Source organism: Nocardioides sp. Root151 (assembly GCF_001427925.1).
In the GTDB taxonomy this organism is placed as follows: domain Bacteria; phylum Actinomycetota; class Actinomycetes; order Propionibacteriales; family Nocardioidaceae; genus Nocardioides.
In genome coordinates, this window is record NZ_LMGG01000007.1 from 462,429 (window position 1) to 488,204 (window position 25,776).

The window sequence follows — 25,776 nt, forward strand, 5'->3', positions numbered from 1 at the left end:
CGTTCTAGCCTCCTGGAAACGAAGCACCGGGGGTGCGATGGCTGGGGAGTCTGCGCGCGACCAAGCACGCCGGCAGTTCGAGAAGGCCGCACGCCACAAACGCGCGGGAGAGCGCTACCAGCGCGGCGCGCAGGGCGAGCGGGCTACGGCGGAGGCGCTCGAGCCGCTGCATGCGCAGGGCTGGGTGGTGCGCCACGACGTCGCCTGGCCGGCCCGGCCGCGGGCCAACATCGACCATGTCGCGATCGGTCCGGGCGGCGTCCTGGTCATCGACAGCAAGAACTGGTCGGGAGAGGTCGTCGTACGCGACCGGGTGCTCCGGCAGAACGGCAGCTCCCGGGAGAGCGCGGTGGACGGTGTCGCGGAGGCGGCCCGCGCGGTCTCGGCCGCGCTCGGTGGAGTGCCGGTCACGGGCGTGCTCTGCTTCACCGGCGAGACCACGCTCGAGGGCTGGGTGGACGACGTCCTGGTCTGCTCCACCGACAACGTCGCAGAGCTGCTGGCCGCACGACCTCCGACGCTGCATCGCGAGGCAGTGGACCGCTTCGCCAGGAACGCGATCGTCGCGTTGCCGCCGGCGACCGGGCCCCGGGCCACGAAGCTGAAGGCTGCCAACGGTGTCGGCCTGCGTACGCCGAGGCGACGCGTCGCACTCCGCAGCCGGTCGAGGCGCCGGAGGCGTTCCGCGCTGGTCAGGTTCGCGGTCGCTCTCGGGTGCCTGGGGGTGCTGGCCGTCGCGGCGCCCGGGTTGGGCACGGCGGTGGTCGACCTGTTCACCAAGGGGTTGGCGCCCGACGTGACGAAGGTCGGCGAGGCTGTCGAGGTGCCAGGCACCGGCGCACGACCGGAGTTGTCCGTGACGGTCAGGTCGGTCGACGAGATGGCCAGGGCCGGTGGCGTGAAGCCGGCCAAGGGAAGCCGCCTGGTCGCCGTACGCGTGAGGTTCGAGAACACCGGATCGACGCCCTGGATCGCGAAGCGTGTGCCGGACATCTCGATCGCGACGGTGGACGGCCGGATCTACCACGCCGATCCCCGACTCTCGGTGACCGCCGGGGGAGCGGTGTTTCCCGGCAGACCACGGGTCAAACCCGGCAAGGCTCTGGCCGGCCGGGTCGTCGTCGCCGTACCCGAGGACGCGAAGGCGAAGTCAGTCACCGTCACTGTCGACGCGACGAGTGGGCAGCACCGCTGGGAGATGTGATCGTCGACGAGCGTGTCGGTCACTGCAGTGCTGTGTGCGTGGTCGCTCAGTGGATGACGGCGTACCAGCGCGAGGCGCAGCCCATGCACACGTCGTCGCCGAACCGGAGCTCCGGTGGTGTGGGCCGATGGCAGAACGTGCAGTACCTGATCGCCCGCTTGCGGCGCAGGCGCTGGGTGTAGACGACCGCCTCTGCCCTGCCGGTCGCGAAGTCCGCGCGGGGCAGGTAGACCTGATGGCTCGGCTGGTATTCGAGCCGGCTCACCGAGGACCAGGATCCGTGCGGCACCGCCAGGAAGACCCCGTGGTGGAACACCCGGATCATCAGCAGCGGCGGCTCGCCGGAGATGTGCCACGGCGTCACCTCCGCGTCGTACCCGCCGGACGGGTCGCTGTCGAAGTCATGGGACATGGGCCCCGATGACTGCGACCAGTCGGCGCCGAAGAGCTCGGCGAACTGGAGCTGCGTGAGCCCGACCGTCGGCGCGAGCTCTTCGATGCTGTCGTGCGGCATGGTGAAGTCGGTGTTGCACATGTGAAACCCCCCGGTTTGTCTGTCTGTACGTCGAGGACTCTGCACGGCGCCACCGACAACCGGGCCCACCTGTCTAGACCAGTTGCGGCACCGGATTCGACGACGGAGGTCTAGACCGAGACCCCAATACCTGTGCGGAATTCGGCGTTCCGGCACACGACGAGGACGGCCGGTCCTAGCCTCGAAGAAGTCATTGGAGGTGGGGGATGACAGGGGAAAGAACGCGCGAGCGCGCGAAAAAGAAGGATGCACCCACGGCGGGAACCGTGATGCAGCCGCTGCTTTCGAAGGGATGGGTCGCACTGCACGACGTCGCGTGGCCGGGCCGCCCGAGGGCGAGCATCGATCACGTCGTCTTCGGTCCGGGCGGGGTCTTCGTGATCCGTCGCGTCGGGTGGTCGGGACGGGTCGACGTGCAGGACGGTCTGCTGCGCCAGAACGGGCGCACCCGCGACAAGGTCGTCGGTGATGCTGCCGAGGCCGCGAGGGCGGTCGCCGAGGCGATGGGTGGGGTCGAGGCGACCGCCGTCGTCTGCGTCGAACGTGACGAACCGATCGAGGCCTGGGCCGACGACGTCCTGGTCTGCTCTCCGTCGAAGCTCGTCGCGCTGCTCGCGTCGCTCCCGGAAACCATGGACGAGGCAACGGTGGCGAGGCACGAACATCGCTCGCCGACCACGCTTCCGCCGTCCGCGGTGCCCCGTTCGATGCGATCGGGTCGGTGGTGGAGCCGGTAGGTCGTGTCGGGTCTGCGCGGAGCGTCCCTACTGGCAGGGGACTCGGCCGATCAGGGCCAGCCCGCGCAGGTCGCCCGGTCCGAATCGGGTGACGCCGACGCTCTCGGCGTACATCAGCTCGGAGGGATCGTCGACGTGCGCCAGGCCGACGAGGTGCCCGAACTCGTGGTCGACGACGGCCTGCAACTGGTCGCGGTCGACGTCCTCGTCGCCGAACACCTCGGTGTCGAGGACGACGTGCCCGGTCACGTAGTAGAGCCGGCCGCCGACCGTCGTGCGTTGGCTCCCGGCAACGCCGGCGACGTCGTCGGCGAGCTCCTCGACCTCGTCCTCCGAGGCCCAGGCGACGAGCACCGGTTCCCGTCGCGGAACGCTGGGCTCGAAGGTCGGCCGGTCGTCGGTGGTGCCCACGATGTCGAAGGCCAGACCGGTGGCTGAGGAGGTGTGGCGGGCGGCGTCCTCGACGAGTTCTTCGTATCCGTCGGGTGCGTCCTCGGGATTGATCTCGATCTCGATCTTCTTGCAGGGGTCGTAGCCGACCGGCGTCTTGCCGTCGCGCTGCGTCTCGACGAACTGGTACGACCCGCCGGTGTCCGGGACGTCGGGGGCGGCCAGGATCCGTTCATCGCCGAAGCCGAGGACCCTGCGCAGCGCGCTGGCCTGAGGTCCGGGATGGAGCGCGACGACGATGCTGAGCACCAACAGCGTGATCGTGCCGGAGAGCAGCAACGTGGTCCGACGGGTGTGCGTCCGCCTGGGGCGAGCAGGCGGGGGCCAGGTGCCGAGGCCGCCCCTGCGGTCGGCCTCGTCGAGCTCCTTCATGAGCCGGGCGAGCTCGCGGGCGCGCGCTCGCCGGGCGCGGTCGTCCGGATCCCTCGTCACGTTGAGCATTCTCGGTCATCGACCCAAGCCTTCTCCAGAGAATGCCAAGTCCGGTCCCATGCTCGTCCACAGGTCAGCGAGCTGGGACTTCCAACCGTTGTCCGATTTGCGTACGGTTCTGGGGTCGCGCTGAATCTCGGGAAGGTGAGCCGATGGTCGTACGTCGTTGGGTTGCGGCGGCGCTGTGCCTGCCGTTGTTGGCGTTGTCAGCGTGCTCGGACGACGAGCCGAACGCCAAGGACGAGCCGAGCCCGTCGGTGACGATGCCGTCGTCGAGCACCTCGCCCTCCGAGTCGACCACCCCTGAGCCGATCACTGCGCCGACGATGCCTGCTGCGGCAGAGGGTTCAGGCGACAAGGCTGCCCAGGCCTTCGCGCGCTACTGGGTCGCGATGGTCAACTACGCCCAGGCGACGGGCGACACCGAGCCCCTCAAGGCCCTGCACTCAGAAAAATGCACCCCTTGCTCCGGTGGCGTTGAGGCAGTGGATGAGGGGTACGCGAACGGTAAGTCCATGGTGGGCGGCCAGTACAAGATCACGTCCTTGAAGGCTGTGGATACGGATCAACCAAGCGTTCGGATGATTGGTCTCGTGGTCCACGCGACGCGCCAGAAGAAGCTTGACCGTCAGGGACGAGTTCTTTCCTCGACGCCACCGGGCTATCGAGGGTTTCGCCTGTATTTGCGCAAGTACTCGGGCGAATGGGCAGTGGGTTGGCTGGAGGTCAACGGAGGATGAGGTGGCTGGTGGCGTCGGTGATCGCGGCGGTGATGTCTATGTGCCAGTGCGCGCTCGCAGTCGCTGTTGATGCTCAAGGCTCACCCGCCGGGGATCCGTGCGACAAGAGCGCGATATCCGAGGTCGTTCACGCTGAGGCGACTCTCGATGCGTTCGCTCTTGGAGGGGAGACTTCTGATACTTCCAACTCCTGCCCCACGCGCGCGCCGACACCAGAAGAATTGATGAAGTGGGCCCTTCATGGTGCAGCGTGTGCATCCGTCTCGGTTGCCACGGATGGCGACACGGGCGACGTGTGCCAGGCGCCACCACAGCAGCAGATCACACAGGTGATGGTGCTGCGGGCACTGCAGCGGATCACTCTTCCGAAGCCGGCGATCGTCATCCAGCCGCCGGGTGGCAAGACCCTCGTGAACTTCGAGACGATCTTCCACACCGACGCGAAGCCATTCGTGCGCTCGGTTCGGCTCCTCGGAATCCGGGTCGACCTGGAGATCACGCCCACGTCGTACACCTGGACCCATGGCGACGGCACCACCCAGACGACGAGCGGACCGGGCGTCGCGTTCGACGCGAGCCTGCCGATGACCGCCTACGTCAGCCATGAGTACGTCGACGCGCACGTGACCGTGAAGCCTCAGGTGTCGACGACGTACTCGGCGCGCTTCCGGGTGCGGGGAGGGCCGTGGCGAGACGTGTCCGGAACGGTCACCTCCGAGGGCTCGTCGGTGCCCTTGCGCGTGGTCGAAGGCAAGCCGACGCTGGTCGACGGTCCGTAGGGACGAGGCATCCATCTCCGTGACGCCCTACTGTTCAGCCATGGAGACCACCGCATGATCGTCCGCCGCAGCATCGCCAGGGCCGCGTTGAAGGTGACCCGCTGGCGCACGGTCGGCGTGGTGCCGCCCGGCGGGATCATGGTCGGAGCCCCCCACACGTCGAACTGGGACTGGGTGGCGATGCTCGTGCTGCTGTGGTCGCAGGAGGTGTCGCCGCGCGTCCTGGTCAAGCAGGAGCTGTTCAAGGGCCCCGTCGGCTGGCTCCTGCGTTCGACCGGTGGCATCGCCATCGACCGCTCCAACGCGTCCGAGGTGGTCGCCGAGCTGGAGAAGGAGGCGGCGCAGGACGAGAAGTTCGTCATCGTCATCGCCGCCGAAGGCACCCGGGGCCACGCCGACCACTGGAAGTCGGGGTTCCACCGACTGGCCCGGCAGACCGGACTGCCGGTGTCGTTCGGCTTCATCGACGGACCCAGTCGCTCCCTCGGCTTCGGTCCGACGTTGCACATGACCGATGACGTGGCCGGCGACATGGACAAGATCCGTGCGTTCTACGCCGACAAGCGTGGCCTCAACCCGGAGTCACGCGTCGAACCGCGGCTGCGCGACGAACCCGGGCCACCCGAGAGCTGACCTCTGGACTGGCCGTGGCGCGGGCCACTGAACTGTCCTTGCGGGGACTGGGTCTTCTTGTCCACAGATGTCGAGAATCCCTTGCCAGGGTTGACGATTCTCGATAGACTCGAACACATGTTCGAAGCGTCGGAAGTCACCCCGCCCCAGGAGCCCACCGCGGCCCCTGGAGTGGTGCTGGACGCCTCGACAGTGACCGCGTGGACCTCAGGCCCTGCTGAACGTCTCGGAGGCGGTGGGCGACGACGACGCCCGCATCGACGTGATCGGCGCACTGGAAACTCTCAAGTCGGCCATCGCCGCGGCCCAGGCCGAGCTCTCGGTCGACTTCGACGAGTCGATGTGTGCCAAGGCCGCCGCCTCCGGGGTCGGGAAGCGCCGCCAGGGTCGCGGCATTCCCGAACAACTCGCCCTCGCCCGCCGGGAGTCCCCGCACCGCGGGAAACGTCACCTCGGGTTGGCGAAGCTGCTCCGCAAGGAGTTGCCGCACACCCGGGNGATGGCACGCGAGACCGCGTGCCTGGAGGTCGACGACCGCGCGAAGGTGGACAAGGAGATCGCCGGCAACCTCGAGAAGGTGGCCAAGCTGTCGGAGAAGCAGGTCGGTGACCAGGCCCGCAAGCTCGCCGCGAAGCTCGACCCCGCCTCGGTCGCGCACCGGCGGGCGAAGGCGGAGAAGGACCGCCGGGTCACCATCCGCCCCGCACCGGACACGATGACCTACCTCACCGGGCACCTGCCGGTCGGACAAGGCGTGCAGGTGTACGCGGCGTTGAAGAAGGCCGCCGACACCCTGATCGCCGGTGGCGACGAACGCTCCCGGGCACAGATCATGGCCGACACCCTCGTCGAACGCGTCACCGGCAAGACCCAGGCCCCGGCGGTGCCGGTGATGATCAACCTCGTCGTCTCCGACCAGACCCTCCTCGGCACCAGTCACGACCCCGCGCACCTCGACGGGCACGGCACCATCCCCGCCGACCTGGCCCGCCACCTGGTCGCCACCGCACTCGACGCCGGCGTCCAGACCTGGTTGCGCAAGGTCTACGCCTCACCCCACGGCGGCCTCACCGCCATGGACTCCCGGGCCCGGACCGTCCCCCACGGACTCGCCACCCTCATCCGCACCCGCGACGGCGGCATCTGCCGCACCCTGTTCTGCGACGCACCCATCAGACACATCGACCACGCCACCGGCATCGCCAACGGCGGGCAGACGGTGGAGGAAGACCTCCAAGGACTGTGCGAGGGCTGCAACTACGCCAAACAAGCACCCGGCTGGACCGCCAATGGCCACCACCCACCCGACGGGCGACATCAGGTCACCACCACCACCCCGACCGGGCACACCTACGTCTCCACCGCACCACCACTACCCGGCTGGGCCGAACTCGAACCGAGACATCTGACCGTGGTCGAACCAGAAGACCCCACCGATCTCCTCGAGGAGTACGAGCTCATCGACGACGCCGCCTGAGCGCAGTCGCCAGGTCCATCCTCACTGCGTGATGCGGTAGGCGGTCACGCCACGGGCAGTGGCCACCAGCCAGGTGGCGCCCGGCGCCTTCTCCGCCGCGCCCGACGTGAGTGCGGAGACCGACGGAACCCCCGAGACCCGCTTGCCACGCACGGTGCAGGTCGAGCGCAGGTTGTCCCCGGTGCGTCGGACTCCGGACGCGTCGTCGTCGAGGTGATAGGCGTAGGTCGTCACCTTGCCGGCGCACAGGAACACCTCGCCCGGCTCGGCCGCCCGGGTCCTGCCGTCGGTGAGGAAGACGATTCGCCAACCCTGCTTGAGATGCAGGTTCGTGATGCGTCCCGCGACTCGCCCCTTCTGGGCGTTGGCGTTCTCAGCAGCCTTGCCGCGGACCGACACCGACCAGGTGGTGCGGCCGGTCTTCACGTCGAAGCCCTCCATGCGCAGGCGCCGGACCTTCCCGCTGATCGACTGGCCGGGAACGTACTTCGTGAAGCGCATGAGGTGGAAGCAACGGACCGGCAGGTCGTCGTCCGCCTGGGTGCCGCAGTAGTTGTCGGCTGTCTTCCGACGCCACAGCACCTCTCCGGTGGCCGCGTCGAAGCCGACCACCCCCGTGTCGGAAGGGCTGAGCGGTCGCCGGTTGCGCCACAGGCTGTCGATGTCGTCGGAGGTGTACGTCCTGCCGACGCTGCCCCAGAAGACACCGGCCTTCTCGTCGTACGCCAGGCTCCAACCCTGGTCGCTGGTGTGGGCCGCACCGAAGGTCCCGGCCAGTCTGCGCACCCACTGCACCTTGCCTGCGTGTGCTCGTCCGAAGCTCTCGGGAGTGCCGCCGCTCGAGTAGAGCCCACCGTCGGCGAGCATGCGCGCCCCGATCGTGACGCCGTCGTGGGCAGGCCGAAGACCGCCCTTGTCGAGACGGAACCGCACGCGTTCGGAGCCGCCGTCGCGCACGATCGCCACGCACATGTCCTCGCCGTCGAGGCACGTGTCGACCGCGTCGGTGACGTCGACGGGCTCCGTCGAGTGGACCACCCTGCCCGAGCGCGGAGCCACCGCCACCAGGGGTTCGGCCCACTGGTCAGACCTCGCGACGTCGTCAGGCCGCTGGAAGACGACGAACCTGTGGCCGGACTTCGAGGTGCCCACGAAGGGCCGCGTGTAGTAGCCCGTGGCGATGTTGCTCGGCTGGAACGGATGCCGCCACAGGCGTCGTCCGTTGTCGGTGTCGAGCCCGACGATGGCCAGCCTGTGGCGGGGAGCCCTGGTGAGTACGACGGCAGTCCGGCCGACCACCACGGGTTGACCGATCGCCCGGAGCCTGGTGGTCCAGGCCCTCTCGACGTGCCCCTCGACGAACAGCCCGGTCACACCGGAGCCCTCAGTTGCGGGCGGTCCGTCGGAGCCATCGGAGCCGTCGTTCGAGCAGGCCGAGAGACAACAGAGAGCGAGCACGATCCCGAGAAGAATTGGCATGCCGGGAGGCTAGGTCGGATCGCTCGAACGGCGCGGAAGTTATCCACAGCCCCGGTCCGAAATGCCAATCCACCCACCGGTGCGTTGCGCCCGTGGCAAGGTGCGGGGCATGGTCCGCCTGATCCCCGAGAGCCCCGTCTTCACCACCACCTCCGAGCAGCAGGTGTGGGAGCTGCTGCGCGACACGCTCGGTGACGACGACGTCCTCGTGGCCAACCGGCGGTTGACCGACGAGACCAAGGACCACGAGATCGACCTGCTGGTGCTGATGCCCGACCTCGGCGCGCTGGTGCTCGAGATCAAGGGCGGCAGCGTCTGGCGCGAGGACGACAAGTGGTGGATCACCCGGCGCGGGCGCACCGCCGAGATCCACCCCGTCGACCAGGCCCGCGGCTCGAAGTACTCCCTGCGAACGTACGTCGAGCGCGACCCGCGTTGGGGAAGCCGGCAGCGGATCGCATGGGCCCATGGTGTGATCACGCCGTACACCGACATCGAGCTCGACGCCGAGGTGCCGGACCTGCCGCACTGGGCGCTGCACGGCAAGGCTGCGATGGAGACGCTCGTCGAGCGGCTGCGCATCAACGCGCGCGACATGCAGCACGGGCAGCGCCCGCCGACGTACGACGACATCGAGGCGATCGTCGACATCCTCAACGGGCGGCTGCCCACGTCGTACGACGTCAACGCGGACGCCGAGGACCGTGCGGCCACCGTCGACCGGCTGACGCAGGAGCAGGCCTCGATCCTCCAGGTGACCCGGCTGCTCAAGCGGGTCGAGGTGCGCGGCGGCGCCGGCAGCGGCAAGACCGTGCTGGCCCTGCAGCAGGCCAAGCAGCTGACCCGGGGACGCGGCGACCGCAAGGCACAACGGGTCGCCGTGCTCTGCTACTCCCTCGGCCTCGCCGAGCACCTCAAGCGCGAGGTGTCGACCTGGAACCGCAAGGAGCGGCCGGCATTCGTGGGCACCTTCCACGACTTCGGCAAGCAGTGGGGTGCCCCTGAAGGAGACCGCACCAACAGCGACTTCTGGGAGGTCGACCTTCCGCAGCTCATGGGCGACCTCGCCGAGGGCCTTGACGACGGTGCGAAGTTCGACGCGATCATCGTCGACGAGGCGCAGGACTTCGCCGACACGTGGTGGCGCCCGGTGCTCAAGGCGCTGCGCGACGAGGAGGAGGGCGGGCTCTACGTCTACTCCGACGAGAACCAGCGCATCTTCGCCAGGTTCGGCCGGCCGCCCGTGCAACTGGTGCCGCTGGTGCTCGACCACAACCTGCGCAACACCCGGCAGATCCACGACTCGTTCGGCCCGCTGGCTCCCTCACGCATGTACGCCAGCGGCGGAGACGGGCCCGACGTGCGCTTCGTGGCCGCCAGTGCCGACGACTCGATCGGCACTGCGGACGACGTGGTCGACCAGATGCTCGACGAGGGCTGGAAGCCGGCGAACATCATGCTGCTGACCACCGGCAAGCGGCACCCGATCCAGGTCGAGCGCACCGACTTCCACGACCAGGACGGCTACTGGCGATCCTTCTGGGACCCCGACGAGGTCTTCTACGGCCACGTGCTGGGGTGCAAGGGCCTCGAGCGGAAGGCGGTCGTGCTCTGCGTCAACGAACCCGAGGTGCGCGAGCGCGCCCGCGAGCGGTTGTACGTCGGGATGTCGCGGGCCACCGACGCCCTGGTGGTCGTCGGGGACCCGGCGGTGATCCGCGAGGTCGGCGGTGACGCGGTGGCCCGCCGACTGGGTGTCCAGCTCGTCTAGTCGGCGCTCGGTAGCCGGTAGAAGCGGAACATGTCGTTCTCGATCGGCAGCACCTCGGCCCCCTTGAACCCGGCCTCACGCGCATAGCGCTCGAGTGTCGCCGGACGCATCACGGTGCCGGTCGCCACCGAGTTCGTGTGCGACATGCTGTCGGGCAGGCAGACGAACATCGAGAAGTTGTACATCAGGTGCTCGACCGGGTCGCCCGGCCCGTTGAACGCCTCGGGCACCCGCTCGTCCATGACCAGCACCGTCCCGCCGGGCGCCAGGATCTCGCGGGCCGCAGCCAGGACCGCGACCGGATCAGGCAGGTCGTGGATGCACTCGAACGCGGTCACCACGTCGTAGGTCATGCCCAGGGGCTGGGAGACCAGGTCCCTGTGGTGGAAGGTGACCCGGCCGTCGACGCCGTACGACCGTGCGTGCTCGGTGGCCGCGAGGACCGAGGCCTCGTCGACGTCATAGCCGTGGACGACGGCCTTCGGGTAGGCCAACGCCATCCCGATGGAGGACCACCCCTCGCCGCACCCGATGTCGGCCACGGCGCCACCGCGGCCGAGGGCGGCGTGGATCTCCGGTACGGCCGGCAGCCAGTCGCGGCCCAGCGAGTGGAGGTAGAGCGGCCGGTTTCCCTCGGCCTGCGCGGTGCGCATCTGGGCGCCGAACTCGGCCCACCCGACACCGCCTCCGGTCCGGTAGGCCTCGAGCAGGGCGGGCATCTGGGCCACGGCCGCCGCCGCCAGTCGGGCGAACGCGGTGAAGTAGGCCTCGCTGTCCGGGTCGGCGAAGACCGGCACGTGGCCGGGCGGCAGGCCGTAGCGGCGTACGGCGGGATCCGCGCCCGCATCGTCGACCGCGACGAAGCCGGCCACGCACTGCTGCTCCAGCCACTCCTGCGTGTAGCGGGGATGCATCCCGGACGCGGCCGCGAGCTCGTGGGAGGTCAGCGCGCCGGGCCGCAGCAGGCGGTAGAGCCCGAAGCGGTCGCCGACGTACACGCTCATGATGTCCAGGCAGCCCAGCAAGGACGCGAAGAGGCGGTCGCCCAGTTCTTCGGTGTTCACATGTTCTCCCAGCCGGACGCGCGTGCACCCTCTGTCCACCTGCGCCGGACACCACGACGCTATGTCGGCAGGGACCTGCCGGGAGACCCCAAATCCGGGGAAGTTGTCAATCGTCCTCTTCGGTGCTGGCGACGGCCTGCTCGGCCGTCATGCCGCTCATCACCTGTCCGCGGAACCGGCGGTAGCTGTAGATCAGCAGGCCGAAGGCCAGGATTCCGGAGAGCACCAGGGTGATGCCGGTGCCCAGGCCGCCGAAGAGCCACCAGCGGTCGGGGACCGGCCACCAGTCCGGTGCCGGCGGCGAGACGATCCAGTAGATGCCGATGCCGACGAGCCAGAGCGCGCCCAGTGTCGAGCCGATGATGCGAGGCCAGGTCCGGACGCCCTCGGCAGCAGCCTGCATGGCCCGGCGTTCGACTGGCTCGAGGCGGCGCTCGGCCCATTCGTATTGCTGCGAGAGCACGAGGAGTCCGCAGAACAGGAGGACCAGCCCGGGGCCGGGCAGGACCAGGGCCGCGATGCCGGCAAGCACCAGCGTCCAGCCCACGATCTCGAGCAGGATTCGTTTCGTCGCGGCGGCTCCCCAGGTCACGAGGTGCAGCCTGTCAGATGGGCCAAGCCGTGTCTGGCAGAACGCGGCGAACGGGTGGGTGGGCTCGGCGACATGCCTGCTGTTGTGACCCGAACGCGTCGCCGCCAAACCTGTCACCTGCACGTCACCCCACGGCCATTCCGTCACGCTTGGCTGAGGCCATGACTCAACTGGGCAGGCACCTCGACCGTCGTACGCTCCTCCAGGTCGGCGCGGGAGGCGTCGTCGCACTGGGCGCCGGCCCGGCCCTCGCGTCGCCCGCCCTGGTGCGTGGCCGCATCGATCTCACCTCCGGCGTCCAGACGGGCGACGTGACCACCCGGTCCGCGGTCACGTGGGCGCGGGCCTCCCGACCGGGCCGCCTCGTCGCGCGAGTCGTCAGTGGCCGGAGCACCCGCGTGGTGCGCGGGCCCTGGGCCACCGCGGAGACCGACTTCACCGCCAAGATCGCGCTGGACGGGCTGGCGCCGGGCCGGGAGTACGCCGTGGAGCTGGCCTTCGAGGACGGCGACGGCAACCTCGGGGAGCGACAGACAGCGAGGTTCTCGACCGCGGCAGTGCACCCGGCGCGCACGAGCTTCGTGTGGACCGGCGACACCTGCGGCCAGGGCTGGGGGATCAACGAGGAGCTCGGCGGACTGCTCGGCTACCGCGCGATGCACGAGACCCGGCCCGACTTCTTCATCCACGCCGGCGACACCATCTACGCCGACGGCCCGATGGTCGCGGAGGTGGTCGAGCCCGATGGTCAGGTCTGGCGCAACCTGGTCACCGAGGAGGTCAGCAAGGTCGCCGAGACGCTCACCGAGTTCCGCGGCCGGCACAACTACAACCTGCTCGACCACAACGTGCGGGCGATGTACGCCGACGTGCCGGTGATCGCGCAGTGGGACGACCACGAGACGACCAACAACTGGTGGCCCGGCGAGGTTCTCGAGGACCCGCGCTACACGCAGGAACGCTCCGTCGACGTACTCGCTGCGCGGGCACGCCAGGCCTGGCAGGAGTACATGCCGATCGCGGATGCCCGGGCGCACCGACGCGACCACGGCTTCGCCCCGGCCCGCATCTACCGCAAGGTCGAACGCGGCCCGCAGCTCGACGTGTTCTGCCTCGACATGCGCACGTTCAAGGACGAGAACACCCCCGGCCTCGAGAAGGAGCGCACCCGCATCCTCGGCGAGGAGCAGGTCGACTGGCTGATCAGGGAGGTACGCCGCTCGAAGGCGACCTGGAAGGTGATCTCCGCGGACCTGCCGCTGGGGATCGTCGTCCCCGACGGGCCGGTGAACCAGGAGAGCCTCTCGAACCGCGATCCCGGCGCACCACTCGGCAAGGAGCTCGAGATCGCGGAGGTGCTCTCCGCGTTCAAGCGGCACGGCATCAAGAACGTCGTCTGGATCACCGCCGACGTGCACTACTGCGCGGCCCACCACTACGACCCGTCGCGGGCCGCGTTCACCGACTTCGACCCGTTCTGGGAGTTCGTGGCAGGCCCGATCGCGGCCGGCACCTTCGGGCCCAACGAGATGGACGCGACCTTCGGACCCGAGGTGGTGTTCTCCGCCCACGCCGACACTCCCAACGAGTCGCCGCGGGCCGGTCACCAGTTCTTCGGCCACGCCGAGATCGACCGGGACGGACTGCTCACGGTGAGCCTGCGCGACATCACCGGCGCGGTGCTGTGGAGCAAGGACCTCGACCCGGCCTGAGCGCACCGGCCGCCCACGAGCGCTGAGGCACCGACCGTTCGTCCCGTCGGACCTACCGTCGGGCGCTCCACGGAAATGCGTGTGTGACACCCCACGTCCGATGTGAGTAACGTCGGTCACATGCCACTCGGATCGGATTCCGGGGAGACGCGCGTCGTCCCGCCCGCCAACAAGTTCATGCTCGTCGCCGCAGGAGTGCTCCTCCTCATCCCGGTCGTCGCCCTGATGTGGGTCGGCAGCTACGCGAAGATCGAGCCCCGCCTCTGGGGCATCCCGTTCTTCTTCTGGTACCAGTTCGTCTGGGTCTTCCTCTGCTCCGCGATGACCTACTCCGCGCACCGCCTGGTGCTCGCGGCACGCGGCCAGAACGGGAAGGTGCTGAAGTGAGCGCGGACGTGACCGTGATGGCGGCCGACACCGGAGTCAACGGCGTCGCCCTCGCAGTGCTGATCATCCTGTTCCTCGTGGTGACCGTGCTCGGCTTCAGTGCCGCCCGGTTCCGCCGCGGTGACAACCTCGACTCGCTCGACGAGTGGGGCCTCGGGGGACGCCGGTTCGGCACCTGGGTCACCTGGTTCCTGCTCGGCGGCGACCTCTACACGGCGTACACGTTCGTGGCGGTGCCGGCGGCGATGTTCGCGACCGGCTCGGTGGCCGGCTTCTTCGCGGTGCCCTACACGATCGTGCTCTACCCGATCATCTTCGTCTTCATGGCCAGGCTGTGGTCGGTCAGCCACCGGCACGGCTACGTCACCAGCGCCGACTTCGTGCGTGGGCGCTACGGCTCGCGTGAGCTGTCGCTGGCGATCGCGGTCACCGGCTTCCTGGCCACCATGCCCTACATCGCGCTGCAGCTCGTCGGCATCCAGGCCGTGCTCGAGGTGGCCGGTGTCGGTGGCGGCGACAACTGGCTGGCCGCCGACCTGCCGCTGCTGGTCGCGTTCGTGATCCTGGCCGCCTACACCTACACGTCGGGCCTGCGGGCGCCGGCGATGATCGCGTTCGTCAAGGACGCCCTGATCTACCTCGTGATCATCGTGGCGATCATCTACCTGCCCACGAAGTTCGGCGGTTGGGAGCACATATTCGGTGCCGCCGAGGACAAGATGGCGGCCACCAGCGAGACCACCGGCAAGCCGACCGGCTCGTTCGTGCCCGGTGACGGCCAGATGTGGGCCTACGCGACGCTCGGGCTCGGGTCCGCGCTCGCCCTGTTCATGTACCCCCACTCGATCACCGCGTCGCTCTCGTCGAGCAGTCGCAACACGATCCGTCGCAACGCGGCCATCCTGCCGGCGTACAGCTTCGTGCTCGGGCTGCTCGCCCTGCTCGGCTGGGTGGCGATCGCGGCCGGCACCAAGCCGGTCGGCCTGGACGGCGAACCCAATGCGCAGCTGGTGATCCCGCAGCTGTTCGAGGACGCGTTCCCGGCCTGGTTCGCGGGGGTCGCGTTCGCGGCGATCGCGATCGGGGCGCTCGTGCCGGCGGCGATCATGTCGATCGCAGCGGCCAACACCTTCACCCGCAACATCTACAAGGAGTGGATCAACCCACGGGCGACCGACAAGCAGGAGGCCAAGGTCTCCAAGCTGATGTCGTTGCTGGTCAAGGCGTTCGCGCTGGTCTTCGTCTTCACGATGGACAAGCAGAATGCGATCAACTTCCAGCTGCTTGGCGGCATCTGGATCCTGCAGACCTTCCCGGCGGTGGTGTTCAGCCTCTACACGCGCTGGTTCCACAAGTGGGCGCTGTTGCTCGGCTGGGCGGTCGGCATGGTCTACGGCACGGTCCAGGCCTACCAGGTCGTCAACCCCGCGACCGGCAAGCACTTCGGTGGATCGCTCGACGTGATGCCGGTGATCGGAGACCTGGGCTACATCGCGCTGACCGCGTTCGTGCTCAACCTCCTGGTCACGGTGGCCGCGACGGTCCTGCTGCGGGCCGGCAAGGTCGACAACGGCACCGACGAGACCACGGCGTACGACTACCACGCCGACGCCGACGACCCGCGGGTGCGCAAGGACCTGGCGGAGAACCCGAAGACGCTGGGGGCCGAGGAGATCTGAGGACCGATTCCCGGATGACGTGCGGTGGGGAGCCGCCTAGGCTCCCCACATGTCTCGAGACGAGTGGTACCCCCACAAGCGCGAGGACGGCGAGACCGTCGGCTACGTCGTCGCCGCGGGTGAGCTGTGGCAGGCACTCGACATCCTCGGCCGGCCGGTCGCCGGTCCGGGGGAGTGGGTCGAGGCGGAGGACGTCCTCGAGGAGCGCGGGCTCGCGATGCTCCTTGAGCCGCACACCCTGGTGGACGACGGCAACCGCCGCCGCGTGCGCATCGTCGAGGTGACCCGCGAGTGGGTGACCGTGGTCGACGACGAGTTCGGCGCGGCCCAGGCGATCGGTGGCGACCACGAGACGTTCACGCTTCCGGTTCCCGTCGGGGACCGCCTGGTCTGACGCTGTCGTGCGCGCCACCCGTGACGAACCGGCGTCTCCTGCGTTGGTCCGGGAGTCCCCACAACAGACCACGAGAGGGCGGACATGGTTCTCGGCCGAGGCCGCGGCACATCGCTGGCCAGCATGCTGACGATGGGTGCATTGTTTCTTGGCGCACTGGGTCTCGGTGGCTGCGCGGAGGACCCGCCGCAGACCGGCGCGAAGGTCGACAGTCGGGTCGACGTGCCCAAGCCCGGCGGGCCGCCGCCCATCCCGAAGAACATGAGCATGACCGAGTCGGGTGCGAAGTACTTCGTCGGCTACTGGATCGACGCCTACAACTACGGCCTGCGGACGGGGAGGACGAAGATCGTCCGCGGCCTGAGCACGCCGGACTGCGTGGCCTGCGCGACGCTGGCCGACGCCATGGAGGCCGCGCACGAGGGCAAGGCGAAGGTCACCTCGCTGGGCATCGAGAGTGTGCCGATGGAGGTGCGAATGAACAAGCGCGAGAAGACCGCGCAGGTGAAGTTCTTCGTGATCCGCTACCCGGTGAAGATCAAGCGGGGCAAGGGACAGGTCGAGAAGATCAAGCCCGGAGTGGCGCCGATCAGGTTCACCCTCGTGCGGCACAAGCGCACCTGGCGGGTGCAGTCGCTGGAGCTCGTGCCGGTGAAGGACAAGCGCGACGGCGCGACGGAGAAGGAGAGGCGCAGGCGGCGCTGACTCACACCAGGTGGTGCTCGAAGGCGTACGCCGCCGCGGCGGTGCGTGAACCCACGGCCACCTTGGTGAAGATGTTGCTGAGGTGCCGGGCCACCGTCTTCTCGCTGAGCACGAGCTCGGCGGCGATCTGTGCGTTGCTGCGACCGGCGGCGACCAGGCGCAGCACCTCGACCTCCCGGCCGGTGAGGCCGTCCGGAAGGCCGGCCGGCTCGAGCAGTCGGGACGTCGCCTCCGCGGCGTCACGCGCACCGAGCTCGACGAACGTACGCCGGGCGTGGGTGAGTGCGCGCGTGGCGCTCTCGACGTCCCCGAGCTGACGCAGCGCGAGGCCGACCTGCACGTCGACCCGCGCCACCTCGTAGGGACAGTTGATCGCGCCCCACAGGGCGGCGGCCTTGCGCAGGTAGGGCAACGCGCCCGACGCGTCGCCGGCCGCCCGCTCGACCCGGCCGAGGCAGTGGGCCGCCATCGCCTGCAGGCCCTCGCACCCGAAGTCGGCGGCGACCTGCTCGAGCTCGACGGCGAGCCCGCGTGCTTCCTCCGGGTCGGTGCCCAGCAGGATCTCGACGGCGGCCTCGAGGAGCCGTGACCGGTGCACCGGGTCCGGCGTCTCGGCCAGCAGCCTGCGGATCGCCGCGGAGGCCGCTTCGTCCCGGCCGCGGGCCGACCACAGCAACGCCAACCCGGGCTGGGGTTCGAACCCGCGGTCGGCGGCGCGGTCATAGCTGGCCTCCGCTGCGTCGAGGTCGCCCATGATCCGCAGGACGTCGCCGCGTTCGGCCAGCGCAAGTCCGGCGGCCTCTGGGGTGTCCGCCGCCAGGTAGCGCTCGACCGCAGCGTCGTACTCCTCGATCGCGCGGGCGAAGTCGCCGTGCAGTCGCATGATCTGGCCACGGTGGACGGCGCACTGGCCGGTGAACGTGACGAGCCCCGGCTGCGCCGCGCACCAGCGGGTGAGGGCGGCGGTCCAGGCCGACGCGCGGCCGAGGTCCGAGATCTCCTGGCAGCCCTCGACCATCACGCAGTAGACGTTGCCGGCGAAGATCGGACCGACCTCGCCGGAGGCCACTCCGACCATCGCCTCGTCGAAGAGGGCCAGCCCCTCGGGAACCCGGCCGGAGTAGATCGACAGGCGGCCGAGGGAGGCGAGCCCGATCGCGGTGAGGTCCGGGTCGCCGTGCCGGCGTCCGTGCTCGACCACCGACCCAGCCAACAGGGCGGCGCCGGCCCAGTCGGCGGTGGCGATCCGTTGGTGCATCTGCAGGTACGCGACGTAGCCCCGCTCGACGGCCTCACCGTCGACCTGCTCGACGAGGCGTTGCGCGCGGGCCGCCCAACCGGCGGCCACCTGGTGCTCCCCACCGGTGTCGAAGGTCATGCAGAGCCGGAACGCCGTGAGCACCGCAGCGCGCGTGTCGTCGGCTGCGACCTGCAGTCCGAACGCCCGTTGCAGCGCTTGTACGGCGACCTCGCGCCGGCCCAGCAGGAACGCTGCCGTGGCGAACTCGGCGAGGTCCTCCGGTGCCAACGCGTCGGGCGCGACCGTGGTCCAGGCCTCGAACGCGGCCGCCCAGTCACCGCGCTCGAAGGTCTCCCGAGCGCGCACCAGATCGTCGACCACGCCCATCGCGCGAACCTCCTCGTGCGAGCATACGGCGGGATCGGGGCCGGGCGCGCCGGTTCGCTCAGGCTGCACGGGCCGGGCGCGGTGACCTCTGCGGCTGTGCGGCGCGGCGCACGATCTGGCGGGCCAGGAACTCGGCGTCGCGGCCCACCCCGGGGAGCACCATCGAGCTGAACGCGAACTGGAAGGCCAGGCCGCAGAAGAACAGGCCGGGCGCCTTCTCGACGACGCCGCGCATCTCGGTGGGCCAGCCGTCGTCGCCGAGGATCGGCAGGTGGATCCAGTCGAGCGTCTGCCGGAAACCGGTCGCCCACACGACGTTCGCCACGTCCTTCACGTCGTCGCCGACCACCGGCAGTCCGTCGCGAACGCCGGTCACCCGGTCGGTGGCGCGCTCGACCCCGCGGGCGGCCAGGTCGGACCGCTTGACCCGGATCATCGGGCCGCCGTGGAACCGGACCTCGGGCATCAGCTTGCGCCCGATCGGCGTACGCCGGGTGAGCACGTGGCGCCACGCGAAGACGATCAGCGGGAACATCGCACGTCCGACGGGCTTCTCGATGCGGATCGGGATCTGGCCGCAGTCCCTCCCGGCCAGCATTGTGGTGTGGGTCTGCGCGACCTCGTAGGCGATGTCGGTGCCGGAGTGGGAGGCGCCCACGACCAGCACCGGGCCGTCGCGCAGCTGGCCCGGGCGGCGGTACTCACTCGAGTGCAGCTGCAGAATCCCCGGGTCGAGCTGGTCGGCGAAGTCGGGAAGTCGCGGCGTACGGCCGAAGGTGCCGGTGGCGACGACGACGTTGTCGCAGGTGAAGGTGTCACGTTCCGTGGTGACCGTGTAGCCCCCGCCGGGGTGCGGGTCGAGTCCCGTGACCCGGGTGTCGAAGCGGATCGGCAGGGAGAACTTCGCGGCGTAGGCCTCGAGGTAGTCGGCCACCGCCTCCTTGCCCGGGAACGACCACGGCCTGGCCGGGAAGGGCATTCCCGGCAGGCCGTCGTACTTCGCGGGGGAGTAGAGCCGCAGGGTGTCCCACTGCCGCCGCCACTGGTCCCCGACCCGGCTCGCGGCGTCGAGGATCACGAACTTCCGACCGGCGCGTTGCAGGTGGTGGCCGGTGGCGAGTCCGGCCTGGCCGGCGCCGATGATGACGGTCTCGATGTGCGTGGTGTGCATGGCTCCTCCAGTGGTTCGGGAGCTCCACGCTAGGAACGCGAGACCTCTTTCCGCGTCGGGCGGATGACCCATCCGCTCAGCTGCCCGATGGGTGCATCCACCCATCGGGCAGCCGGGTCAGGCCAGCGGGTCGACCTCGTCGTAGTCGCCGACCCGGGAGGCCAGCGCGCGGACGTGGTGGTTGCCGTCGCCGAACATGTGGTCGAGCGCGGTGAGATGGCTGGTGTAGCTGCCCACGGAGTACTCCGCGGTCATGCCGATGCCACCGTGCAGCTGGATCGCCTCCTGGCCGACGTGCCGGCCCGCGCGACTGACCTGGAGCGACGCCCGGGCCGCGGCGTCGGTGACCTCCTCGGGTGTGCCCTCGGCCAGCACCATCGTCGCCCACGCCACGATGCTCTTGGTCAGCTCGAGCGAGACGTACATGTCGGCCGCCCGGAAGTTCAGCGCCTGGAAGGTGTTGAGCGTGACGCCGAACTGCTTGCGGCTCTTGAGGTACGCCGTCGTGGTCTCGAGCGCCACCTCCATCGCGCCGACGGCCTGGTTGCCGGCCATCACACGGGTGCCGTCGAGGACCAGTGCGATGACGGTGCTCTGGTCGCCTTCGCCCAGGGCGACTGCGGGCGTGGCGTCGAAGGTGACCCGCGCCGCCCGACCCCCGTCGTACGTCGCATAGCCGGTGCGGGTCGTCGCGGACCCGTCCACCAGGAACAGCCCGGTGCCGCCTTCAGGAAGCGCGGCACTGACCACGAGACGATCGGCGCGGGCGCCGTGCAGCACGGGCTCCTTGACGCCGAACAGCACCCGGCCTTCCGAGGAGTCGGTGGCGACCACCGCCTCGCCGGGCTCGTCGTGGGCGAAGGCGAGCACGCTCTCGCCGGCCGACAGTGCACCGAGCACGTCGGCCCGCTGCTCGTCGGAGCCGGCCATCGCGACCAGTCCGCCGGCCAGCACGACCGAGGACAGGAACGGCTCGGGTGCCAGCACCCGGCCGAGCTCCTGGGCCACGATCGAGGTCTCGACCGGGCCGGCGCCGGTGCCGCCGTCCTCCTCGTCGAACGGGAGCCCGAGGATGCCCATCTCGGCGAGCGCCTTCCAGAGGTCCTCGTCGAAGCCCGGGTCGTCGGCGACCGTACGGCGCCGGTTCTCGAAGTCGGCGTACTTCTTGCCGACCAGTCCGCGTACGGCGTCACGCAGGGCCTGCTGTTCGTCGTCGTAGGTGAAGTCCATGTCAGCTCCTCACAGTCCCAGGATCGTGCGCGAGATGATCTGCCGCTGGATCTCGTTGGATCCGCCGTAGATCGAGGCCTTGCGCAGGTTGAGGTAGGCCGGGGTCGACCGGCGGGTCCAGAAGTCGAGGTCGGTGGCGTCGTCGGCGGCGCCCGAGGCCAGGGACGCCGAGCCTGCCAGGTCGACGACGAGCTCGCTGACTGCCTGCTGCAGCTCGGTGCCCTTCAGCTTCAGCACCGAGGAGGCCGGGTGCGGCTTGCCGTCGGCGGAGTTGGCCGCGACCCGCAGGGCGGTCAGCTCCAGGGCGAGCAGCTCGTTCTCGAGCTCGACGATGCGGCTGGCCACCAGCGGGTCGGACAGCTGGTCGCCGGCCCACTTCTTGGCGTTGGCCAGCACCCGCTTGGTGGCGCCCACGGGGGCGACGCCGACGCGCTCGTTGCCGAGCAGGAACTTGGCGTAGTCCCAGCCGTGGTTGAGCTCGCCGACCAGGTTCTCCGCCGGCACCCGCACGTCCTCGAACCAGACCTCGTTGACCTCGTGGCCGCCGTCGATCAGCTCGATCGGCCGCACGGTCAGACCCGGCGTGGTCATGTCGATCAGCAGGAACGAGATGCCGGCCTGCTTCTTCGCGTCGGGGTCCGTGCGGACCAGGCAGAAGATCCAGTCGCCGTACTGGCCGAGCGTGGTCCACGTCTTCTGCCCGTTGACGATGAAGTCGTCGCCGTCGCGGACGGCCGTCGTACGCAGCGACGCCAGGTCGGAGCCCGCGTCGGGCTCGGAGAAGCCCTGCGACCACCAGATGTCGAGGTTCGCCGTCTTGGGGAGGAACTTCTCCTTCTGCTCCTGCGATCCGAACGCGGCGATCACCGGGCCGACCATCGAGGCGTTGAAGGCCAGCGGGATCGGGACGCAGGCGCGCTGCAGCTCCTCGTGCCAGATGTGGCGCTGCAGCTCGGTCCAGCCGCGGCCGCCCCACTCGACGGGCCAGTGCGGCACGGCGTACCCGCCGGCGTTGAGGATCCGCTGGGCCTCGACGATCTGCTCCTTGGTGAGCTCGTGCCGCGCGGCGACGGCGTCGCGGATCTCCTGGGGGATCTTGGTGGTGAAGTAGGTGCGCAGCTCCTCACGGAACGCGGCATCCTCCTCGGACAACTTCAGCTGCATCGGTCACCTCTCGCATGTGCGTCCCTGACGGGCTCCATCATGTCCGTTGGGTCAAGGGAGCGCGAGGGATTGGGTGACGTCGGCGCGGGGAAGGAAGCGGAGGTGAACCTCGACGAGCTCGACCTCAGCAACGTCCCCGACGCCGTGGTGCGCGACGCCCGGTCCGGCTGGGACGACGACGCCCGCGCGTGGGTGGTGACGATGGACGGACAGTCCGGACTGCTGGTCGCGACGGACGGCGGAGCCGTGTGGCGCTTCGCCAGGAGCACCTGGACCATGCCGTGGGCGGCGCTCGACGACGCCGTGCCCCTGGGCGAGCGCGACCTCATGGTGCTGCGCTCCGGCGGCGAGGCCTACCGCTTCGGGTTCGCGGGGCAGGACGAACGTGCCGCCTTCCTCGTCGTACGCCGGGAGCGGTCGGTCGCACCACGCGGGCTGCCGTTGCCCGAGCGAGGTGGGGCCCAGTCGACGCTGACCTTCCTCTTCGTCGCCGGCATCTTCCTCGCACTGGTCGCCGCATTCGCACTCTCGTCGGCGGACTCCCTGGGGATCGCACTGGTGCTCGTGGTCCCGGCGCAGGTGTGCCTCTGCGTCGCCGTCATCGGCTGGGGCGTCATGCTCGGGACACGCGCGGCCCACGAGCACTGAGGCTGGCAGGCTGACGGACCGTGCAACATGCAGTTCGGGTCTCAGTACGAGCCGTTACGCCTGGCTGTGTCCCGAATCAGGCGAACTGCATGTCGAACGGTCCGCCCATGGGCCTGTGGAGAACGGTTCGCGCCTGAGCCGGCTGGCGACGAGACTGGGCGGGTGGATCCGCTCTACGTCCTTCGGCAGCTCGGGGGCATCGCCAGCTCGGGTGAGTTGCGCAAGCACTGCACCAAGCGCAGCCTGGCGAAGGCGGTCTCCCGCGAGCGGATCGTGGCGGTCGGCAAGGGGCGGTACGCCGTCCCCGGCCTTGAGGCGGCGTGGCGCGAGGCCCACCGGCTCAGCGGTGTGGTCTCCGGTCGGAGCGCTGCCCAGTTCTGGGGACTCAATCTGCGGCTCGTGCCCGGTGAGGAGGTCACGCCGGTGGTCACCGTTGCCCGCAACAGGCGTGTCGAACCCGGACGTCGCGTCGGTGTCGACCTCAAGTGGCGCGACCTCTCGCAGGGCAGCGTGGTCGACGTTGCGTCGGTGACGCGCGGTGCCGCGGGCGGCCGGGTGACGTCGCTGGTGCAGACCGTGCTCGACTGCTGCCGCGACCTCCCGGAGGTGGACGCCCTGTGTGTGGTGGATGCCGCCCTGCGCCGTGGTGTCCTGCGGGACGACCTGTTGGCCCGCGCCGATGAGCTTCCGCGGTCCTGCCGTAGTCGGGTGCGCGGCGTCATCGAACTCGGCGACGGCCGGGCCGCGACCGCGTTCGAGACGTGCCTGCGGCACATCGCGCGCAGCGTTCCTGGCCTCACCGTGACGCCGCAGGTGGTGATCGGGCAACACCGGGTCGACCTGGCCGACACGGACCTGAGGATCGTGATCGAGGCGGAGTCCTACGCCTTCCACGGGAGCAAGGAGATGTTCCGGGCAGACACCCGCCGCTACACGTGGTTGGTCGTCGACAACTGGATGGTGGTCCGCTTCGTCTGGGAGGACGTCATGCTCAAGCCGGACTGGGTCCGGGACGAGCTGATTCGGGCGGTCGCCGTACGGGAGAGGCGCCTGGGCCATCGCAGCGCCGGGTAGGCGGCCCGTGCGACATGCAGTTCGGCCCGGTGGCCCGGATGTTGAGCGTGAGACTGCGCCGAAGTCGGCGAACTGCATGTTGGATGGTCCGTTCGGGCTGGGGGACTCGGCCTCTCGGCCTCAGTCGCAGCCGATCGGGCATGCTGTGGGGGTGACCGTGCTGATCGACCCGCCGAGCGTGCCGTGGCGCGGACGCCTGTGGTCGCACCTGGCCTCGGACACCTCCTACGACGAGCTGCATGCGTTCGCCAGGGCGCTCGGTGTCCCGGAGCGTGGCTTCGACCGCGACCACTACGACGTACCCGCCGAGTACTACGACGACGCCGTCGCCGCGGGCGCCGTACCGGTGCGCAGCCGGGAGATCGCCACCCGGTTGCGGGCCGCCGGGCTGCGTCGGCCGAAGGCCGCCGAGCGACGCGACTAGCCCAGCGAGCGGTGGTGCAGCGCGCGCATCTGCTCCTCGAGCTCCGCTGCCGGACCCTGTACGACGACTCCGGGCGCGATGTCGCCGACCGGCAACGGCGTCACCGGCGAGTCAGGGGCACCCCAGCCCGACCGCCACTCGGTCAGCTGGGCCGTCGACACGGCGTAGACGATGCGCCCCAGGCCGACCCAGCCATGGGCGGCGGCGCACATCGGGCAGTGCTCGCCGGAGGTGTAGACCGTAGATCCGGCGCGGTCCTCGGGGCTCAGGTGCGCAGCGGCCCAGCGGGCCAGCTCGAACTCCGGGTGCCGGGTCTGGTCACCACCGGAGGTGCGGTTGACGTCCTCCTGGAGGACGGTGCCGCCGGGGCCGACCAGCACCGAGCCGAACGGCTCCTCGCCGGCGTCGAGGGCCTGCCCGGCCAGCTCGACGCAGCGGCGGAGGTGGGCCAGGTCGGCCGCGCTCAGCTAGGCGGTCATGAGGCGGTGAACCTGATCGGGAACTTCAGCGGCCCGGTGTTGCCCGAGACCGGCATCCACTCGCCGGGACCGTCGGGCACCGCGTCGGGCATCCGGCTGGCCAGCAGCGGCAGCGCCACGGCCATGTCGGTGCGGGCCACGAAGTGCCCGAGGCAGTGGTGCACACCGGACCCGAAGCCGAGGTGCGGCGTCCGCAGCTGGGTGATGTCGAAGCTCGGGTCGGGCACCGCCCGCGGGTCGGTCCCCGAGGCGTGCGACAACATCTGCACGATGCCGCCCTTCGGGATGTGCAGGCCGCCGAAGTCGACGTCCTCGATCGCCTCGCGGGTGACCCACGTGACGGTCGGGTTGACCCGCATCACCTCCTCGACGGCCTGGCTGCCGAGGTCGGGGCGTTCGCCCAGGAGCCGCCACTGGTCGGGGTGCGCGAGCAGGGTCTGCAGGGCCAGGCCCAGCTGGTTGCGGGTGGTCTCCATACCGGCGAACGCGAGGAAGACCAGCGACACGCTCAGCTCGTGCCGGCTCAGCCTGCCGTCGGTCTCCTGGGCCTGCAGCAACGTGGTGACCAGGTCGTCGCGCGGGTTGGCCTGACGATCGGCGACCACCGCGTCGAGATGGTCACGGAGGCCGTCGAGTGCGGCCTCGATGCGGGGCACCTGGTTGGCCACGTCGATGCTGAAGCTGCCGCCGAGGTCGTCGGCCCAGTGCGCGACCTGGGCCCAGTCGTCCTCCGGGAGCCCGAGCAGCACGCAGATGATCCGGGCGGCGTACGGCTCGGCGAACTCGCTCACGAACTCGACCTCGCCGCGGGGCGCGAAGCCGTCGATCAGCTCGTTGGCGAGCGCCTGGAACCGGGGCCGCATCGCGGCGATGGTCTTGTTGCGGAAGGCGGGCATCAGCAGCCGGCGGAGGCGCGAGTGGTCCTCGCCCTCGAGGCTGAGCAGCGTCTCCTTCCACCAGTCGGAGAACATGCCGGAGTGGATGCCGTTCTGCGCCGGCCACTTCGCATTGCCCTGCTGGAACCGGCGGTCCTTCAGCAGGGCACTGGCCTCCTCGTGGCGCAGGACGGCCCAGCCGAGGTTGGTCTCGACGTACCAGTCCTCGTCGCGGGCGGCATGCACCGCGGGGGAGGTGACGTCGAAGGTCGGGTCGCTCAGGTCGAAGCTCACGGGGTCAGCGTAGGCCCGTG

Annotated in this window: 26 protein-coding genes; 15 read left to right on the forward strand and 11 right to left on the reverse strand. The window is 69.8% G+C overall.

The features are described 5' to 3' along the window. Positions 1-37: 37 nt before the first annotated feature. Positions 38-1,204: an NERD domain-containing protein gene (locus tag ASD66_RS19730; RefSeq protein ID WP_056891973.1), complete on the forward strand. Its 1,167-nt coding sequence runs from the start codon at positions 38-40 to the stop codon at positions 1,202-1,204. A gap of 46 nt (positions 1,205-1,250) precedes the next feature. Here the strand turns inward: ASD66_RS19730 and ASD66_RS19735 are convergent, their stop codons facing one another. Next, positions 1,251-1,739 carry a hypothetical protein gene (locus ASD66_RS19735; protein ID WP_056891974.1) on the reverse strand — a complete coding sequence of 163 codons (489 nt, stop codon included), beginning with the start codon at positions 1,737-1,739 and terminating at the stop codon, positions 1,251-1,253. Between the two features lie 269 nt (positions 1,740-2,008). Here ASD66_RS19735 and ASD66_RS19740 point away from each other — a divergent pair, with 269 nt between their 5' ends. After that, complete coding sequence (locus ASD66_RS19740; RefSeq protein WP_056891975.1) at positions 2,009-2,476, forward strand: nuclease-related domain-containing protein; 468 nt, start codon at positions 2,009-2,011, stop codon at positions 2,474-2,476. Positions 2,477-2,503: 27 nt separating this feature from the next. Here ASD66_RS19740 and ASD66_RS19745 read toward each other — a convergent pair whose 3' ends face one another. Then, positions 2,504-3,358: a matrixin family metalloprotease gene (locus ASD66_RS19745; RefSeq protein WP_156388804.1), complete on the reverse strand. Its 855-nt coding sequence runs from the start codon at positions 3,356-3,358 to the stop codon at positions 2,504-2,506. Positions 3,359-3,510: 152 nt separating this feature from the next. Between ASD66_RS19745 and ASD66_RS19750 the strand changes: the two genes are divergently transcribed. The 4 genes from ASD66_RS19750 to ASD66_RS25730 all read left to right on the forward strand — a co-directional run bounded on the left by ASD66_RS19750 (position 3,511) and on the right by ASD66_RS25730 (position 6,987). Further along, positions 3,511-4,098, forward strand: a complete 588-nt coding sequence (locus ASD66_RS19750) for a DUF6318 family protein (protein WP_056891977.1) — start codon at positions 3,511-3,513, stop codon at positions 4,096-4,098. Between the two features lie 8 nt (positions 4,099-4,106). Beyond that, on the forward strand, positions 4,107-4,877 hold the full coding sequence (locus ASD66_RS24570) for a hypothetical protein (protein ID WP_156388805.1): 771 nt from the start codon (positions 4,107-4,109) through the stop codon (positions 4,875-4,877). 54 nt (positions 4,878-4,931) lie between these two features. Further along, positions 4,932-5,510, forward strand: coding sequence for a 1-acyl-sn-glycerol-3-phosphate acyltransferase (locus ASD66_RS19760; protein WP_056891979.1), 579 nt, complete (start codon positions 4,932-4,934; stop codon positions 5,508-5,510). 499 nt (positions 5,511-6,009) lie between these two features. After that, positions 6,010-6,987, forward strand: coding sequence for a DUF222 domain-containing protein (locus tag ASD66_RS25730; RefSeq protein ID WP_414858581.1), 978 nt, complete (start codon positions 6,010-6,012; stop codon positions 6,985-6,987). 21 nt (positions 6,988-7,008) lie between these two features. Here the strand turns inward: ASD66_RS25730 and ASD66_RS19770 are convergent, their stop codons facing one another. Next, positions 7,009-8,466, reverse strand: coding sequence for a hypothetical protein (locus tag ASD66_RS19770; RefSeq protein WP_156388806.1), 1,458 nt, complete (start codon positions 8,464-8,466; stop codon positions 7,009-7,011). Between the two features lie 109 nt (positions 8,467-8,575). Between ASD66_RS19770 and ASD66_RS19775 the strand changes: the two genes are divergently transcribed. Beyond that, positions 8,576-10,237: a nuclease-related domain-containing DEAD/DEAH box helicase gene (locus ASD66_RS19775; protein WP_056891982.1), complete on the forward strand. Its 1,662-nt coding sequence runs from the start codon at positions 8,576-8,578 to the stop codon at positions 10,235-10,237. Here the strand turns inward: ASD66_RS19775 and ASD66_RS19780 are convergent. Together ASD66_RS19780 and ASD66_RS19785 are read right to left on the reverse strand one after the other, a co-directional pair. Beyond that, positions 10,234-11,301: a class I SAM-dependent methyltransferase gene (locus tag ASD66_RS19780; RefSeq protein WP_235530169.1), complete on the reverse strand. Its 1,068-nt coding sequence runs from the start codon at positions 11,299-11,301 to the stop codon at positions 10,234-10,236. The two genes, ASD66_RS19775 and ASD66_RS19780, sit on opposite strands and share 4 nt — an antisense overlap. Before the next feature lie 106 nt (positions 11,302-11,407). Then, a complete protein-coding gene (locus ASD66_RS19785) occupies positions 11,408-11,893 on the reverse strand; it encodes a PGPGW domain-containing protein (protein ID WP_056685607.1) in 486 nt (161 codons plus the stop codon). A gap of 161 nt (positions 11,894-12,054) precedes the next feature. Between ASD66_RS19785 and ASD66_RS19790 the strand changes: the two genes are divergently transcribed. The 5 genes from ASD66_RS19790 to ASD66_RS19810 all read left to right on the forward strand — a co-directional run bounded on the left by ASD66_RS19790 (position 12,055) and on the right by ASD66_RS19810 (position 16,770). After that, a complete protein-coding gene (locus ASD66_RS19790; protein ID WP_056891983.1) occupies positions 12,055-13,605 on the forward strand; it encodes an alkaline phosphatase D family protein in 1,551 nt (516 codons plus the stop codon). 120 nt (positions 13,606-13,725) lie between these two features. After that, complete coding sequence (locus tag ASD66_RS19795) at positions 13,726-13,992, forward strand: DUF3311 domain-containing protein (protein ID WP_235530170.1); 267 nt, start codon at positions 13,726-13,728, stop codon at positions 13,990-13,992. Further along, on the forward strand, positions 13,989-15,671 hold the full coding sequence (gene mctP, locus ASD66_RS19800) for a monocarboxylate uptake permease MctP (RefSeq protein ID WP_235530171.1): 1,683 nt from the start codon (positions 13,989-13,991) through the stop codon (positions 15,669-15,671). Before ASD66_RS19795 ends, mctP begins: the two co-directional genes overlap by 4 nt. A 49-nt stretch (positions 15,672-15,720) precedes the next feature. Beyond that, positions 15,721-16,065, forward strand: a complete 345-nt coding sequence (locus ASD66_RS19805; RefSeq protein ID WP_056891984.1) for a hypothetical protein — start codon at positions 15,721-15,723, stop codon at positions 16,063-16,065. Positions 16,066-16,197: 132 nt separating this feature from the next. Continuing rightward, positions 16,198-16,770, forward strand: a complete 573-nt coding sequence (locus tag ASD66_RS19810; protein WP_156388807.1) for a DUF6318 family protein — start codon at positions 16,198-16,200, stop codon at positions 16,768-16,770. A 1-nt stretch (position 16,771) separates the two neighbouring features. Here ASD66_RS19810 and ASD66_RS19815 read toward each other — a convergent pair whose 3' ends face one another. From ASD66_RS19815 to ASD66_RS19830, 4 genes are all read right to left on the reverse strand, one after another. Then, a complete protein-coding gene (locus tag ASD66_RS19815) occupies positions 16,772-18,466 on the reverse strand; it encodes a LuxR family transcriptional regulator (RefSeq protein WP_235530172.1) in 1,695 nt (564 codons plus the stop codon). After that, positions 18,456-19,568: a flavin-containing monooxygenase gene (locus ASD66_RS19820; protein ID WP_056891987.1), complete on the reverse strand. Its 1,113-nt coding sequence runs from the start codon at positions 19,566-19,568 to the stop codon at positions 18,456-18,458. Before ASD66_RS19820 ends, ASD66_RS19815 begins: the two co-directional genes overlap by 11 nt. A gap of 117 nt (positions 19,569-19,685) precedes the next feature. After that, positions 19,686-20,798 (reverse strand): acyl-CoA dehydrogenase family protein, encoded by a 1,113-nt coding sequence (locus ASD66_RS19825; protein WP_056891988.1) that lies wholly within the window; start codon positions 20,796-20,798, stop codon positions 19,686-19,688. Positions 20,799-20,807: 9 nt separating this feature from the next. Beyond that, on the reverse strand, positions 20,808-21,962 hold the full coding sequence (locus ASD66_RS19830) for an acyl-CoA dehydrogenase family protein (RefSeq protein WP_056685622.1): 1,155 nt from the start codon (positions 21,960-21,962) through the stop codon (positions 20,808-20,810). Positions 21,963-22,064: 102 nt separating this feature from the next. On the opposite strand from ASD66_RS19830, the gene ASD66_RS19835 reads away from it, so the two are divergent. From ASD66_RS19835 to ASD66_RS19845, 3 genes are all read left to right on the forward strand, one after another. After that, positions 22,065-22,610, forward strand: a complete 546-nt coding sequence (locus tag ASD66_RS19835; RefSeq protein WP_056891989.1) for a hypothetical protein — start codon at positions 22,065-22,067, stop codon at positions 22,608-22,610. 162 nt (positions 22,611-22,772) lie between these two features. Next, complete coding sequence (locus tag ASD66_RS19840; RefSeq protein WP_056891990.1) at positions 22,773-23,684, forward strand: DUF559 domain-containing protein; 912 nt, start codon at positions 22,773-22,775, stop codon at positions 23,682-23,684. A 151-nt stretch (positions 23,685-23,835) separates the two neighbouring features. After that, complete coding sequence (locus tag ASD66_RS19845; protein ID WP_056685631.1) at positions 23,836-24,108, forward strand: DUF4031 domain-containing protein; 273 nt, start codon at positions 23,836-23,838, stop codon at positions 24,106-24,108. On the opposite strand, the gene ASD66_RS19850 is transcribed toward ASD66_RS19845, so the two are convergent. Both ASD66_RS19850 and ASD66_RS19855 read right to left on the reverse strand, forming a co-directional pair. Next, positions 24,105-24,575: a nucleoside deaminase gene (locus ASD66_RS19850; RefSeq protein WP_056891991.1), complete on the reverse strand. Its 471-nt coding sequence runs from the start codon at positions 24,573-24,575 to the stop codon at positions 24,105-24,107. The genes ASD66_RS19845 and ASD66_RS19850 overlap by 4 nt on opposite strands. 8 nt (positions 24,576-24,583) lie before the next feature. Further along, the gene (locus ASD66_RS19855) at positions 24,584-25,756 is read right to left on the reverse strand and encodes a cytochrome P450 (protein ID WP_056891992.1); all 1,173 of its coding nucleotides are present in this window, start codon (positions 25,754-25,756) and stop codon (positions 24,584-24,586) included. Positions 25,757-25,776: the final 20 nt, after the last annotated feature.

What these genes read in the sequence shown, in the direction of transcription:
- ASD66_RS19810 (WP_156388807.1), top strand. Translation starts at nt 16,198, where the DNA reads ATGGGTGCATTGTTTCTTGGCGCACTGGGTCTCGGTGGCTGCGCGGAG.
- ASD66_RS25730 (WP_414858581.1), top strand. Translation starts at nt 6,010, where the DNA reads ATGGCACGCGAGACCGCGTGCCTGGAGGTCGACGACCGCGCGAAGGTG.
- ASD66_RS19770 (WP_156388806.1), bottom strand. Translation starts at nt 8,466, where the DNA reads ATGCCAATTCTTCTCGGGATCGTGCTCGCTCTCTGTTGTCTCTCGGCC.
- ASD66_RS19795 (WP_235530170.1), top strand. Translation starts at nt 13,726, where the DNA reads ATGCCACTCGGATCGGATTCCGGGGAGACGCGCGTCGTCCCGCCCGCC.
- ASD66_RS19790 (WP_056891983.1), top strand. Translation starts at nt 12,055, where the DNA reads ATGACTCAACTGGGCAGGCACCTCGACCGTCGTACGCTCCTCCAGGTC.
- ASD66_RS19830 (WP_056685622.1), bottom strand. Translation starts at nt 21,962, where the DNA reads ATGCAGCTGAAGTTGTCCGAGGAGGATGCCGCGTTCCGTGAGGAGCTG.
- ASD66_RS19750 (WP_056891977.1), top strand. Translation starts at nt 3,511, where the DNA reads ATGGTCGTACGTCGTTGGGTTGCGGCGGCGCTGTGCCTGCCGTTGTTG.
- ASD66_RS19735 (WP_056891974.1), bottom strand. Translation starts at nt 1,739, where the DNA reads ATGTGCAACACCGACTTCACCATGCCGCACGACAGCATCGAAGAGCTC.
- ASD66_RS19730 (WP_056891973.1), top strand. Translation starts at nt 38, where the DNA reads ATGGCTGGGGAGTCTGCGCGCGACCAAGCACGCCGGCAGTTCGAGAAG.
- ASD66_RS19775 (WP_056891982.1), top strand. Translation starts at nt 8,576, where the DNA reads ATGGTCCGCCTGATCCCCGAGAGCCCCGTCTTCACCACCACCTCCGAG.
- ASD66_RS19805 (WP_056891984.1), top strand. Translation starts at nt 15,721, where the DNA reads ATGTCTCGAGACGAGTGGTACCCCCACAAGCGCGAGGACGGCGAGACC.
- ASD66_RS19825 (WP_056891988.1), bottom strand. Translation starts at nt 20,798, where the DNA reads ATGGACTTCACCTACGACGACGAACAGCAGGCCCTGCGTGACGCCGTA.
- ASD66_RS19820 (WP_056891987.1), bottom strand. Translation starts at nt 19,568, where the DNA reads ATGCACACCACGCACATCGAGACCGTCATCATCGGCGCCGGCCAGGCC.
- ASD66_RS19740 (WP_056891975.1), top strand. Translation starts at nt 2,009, where the DNA reads ATGCAGCCGCTGCTTTCGAAGGGATGGGTCGCACTGCACGACGTCGCG.
- ASD66_RS19760 (WP_056891979.1), top strand. Translation starts at nt 4,932, where the DNA reads ATGATCGTCCGCCGCAGCATCGCCAGGGCCGCGTTGAAGGTGACCCGC.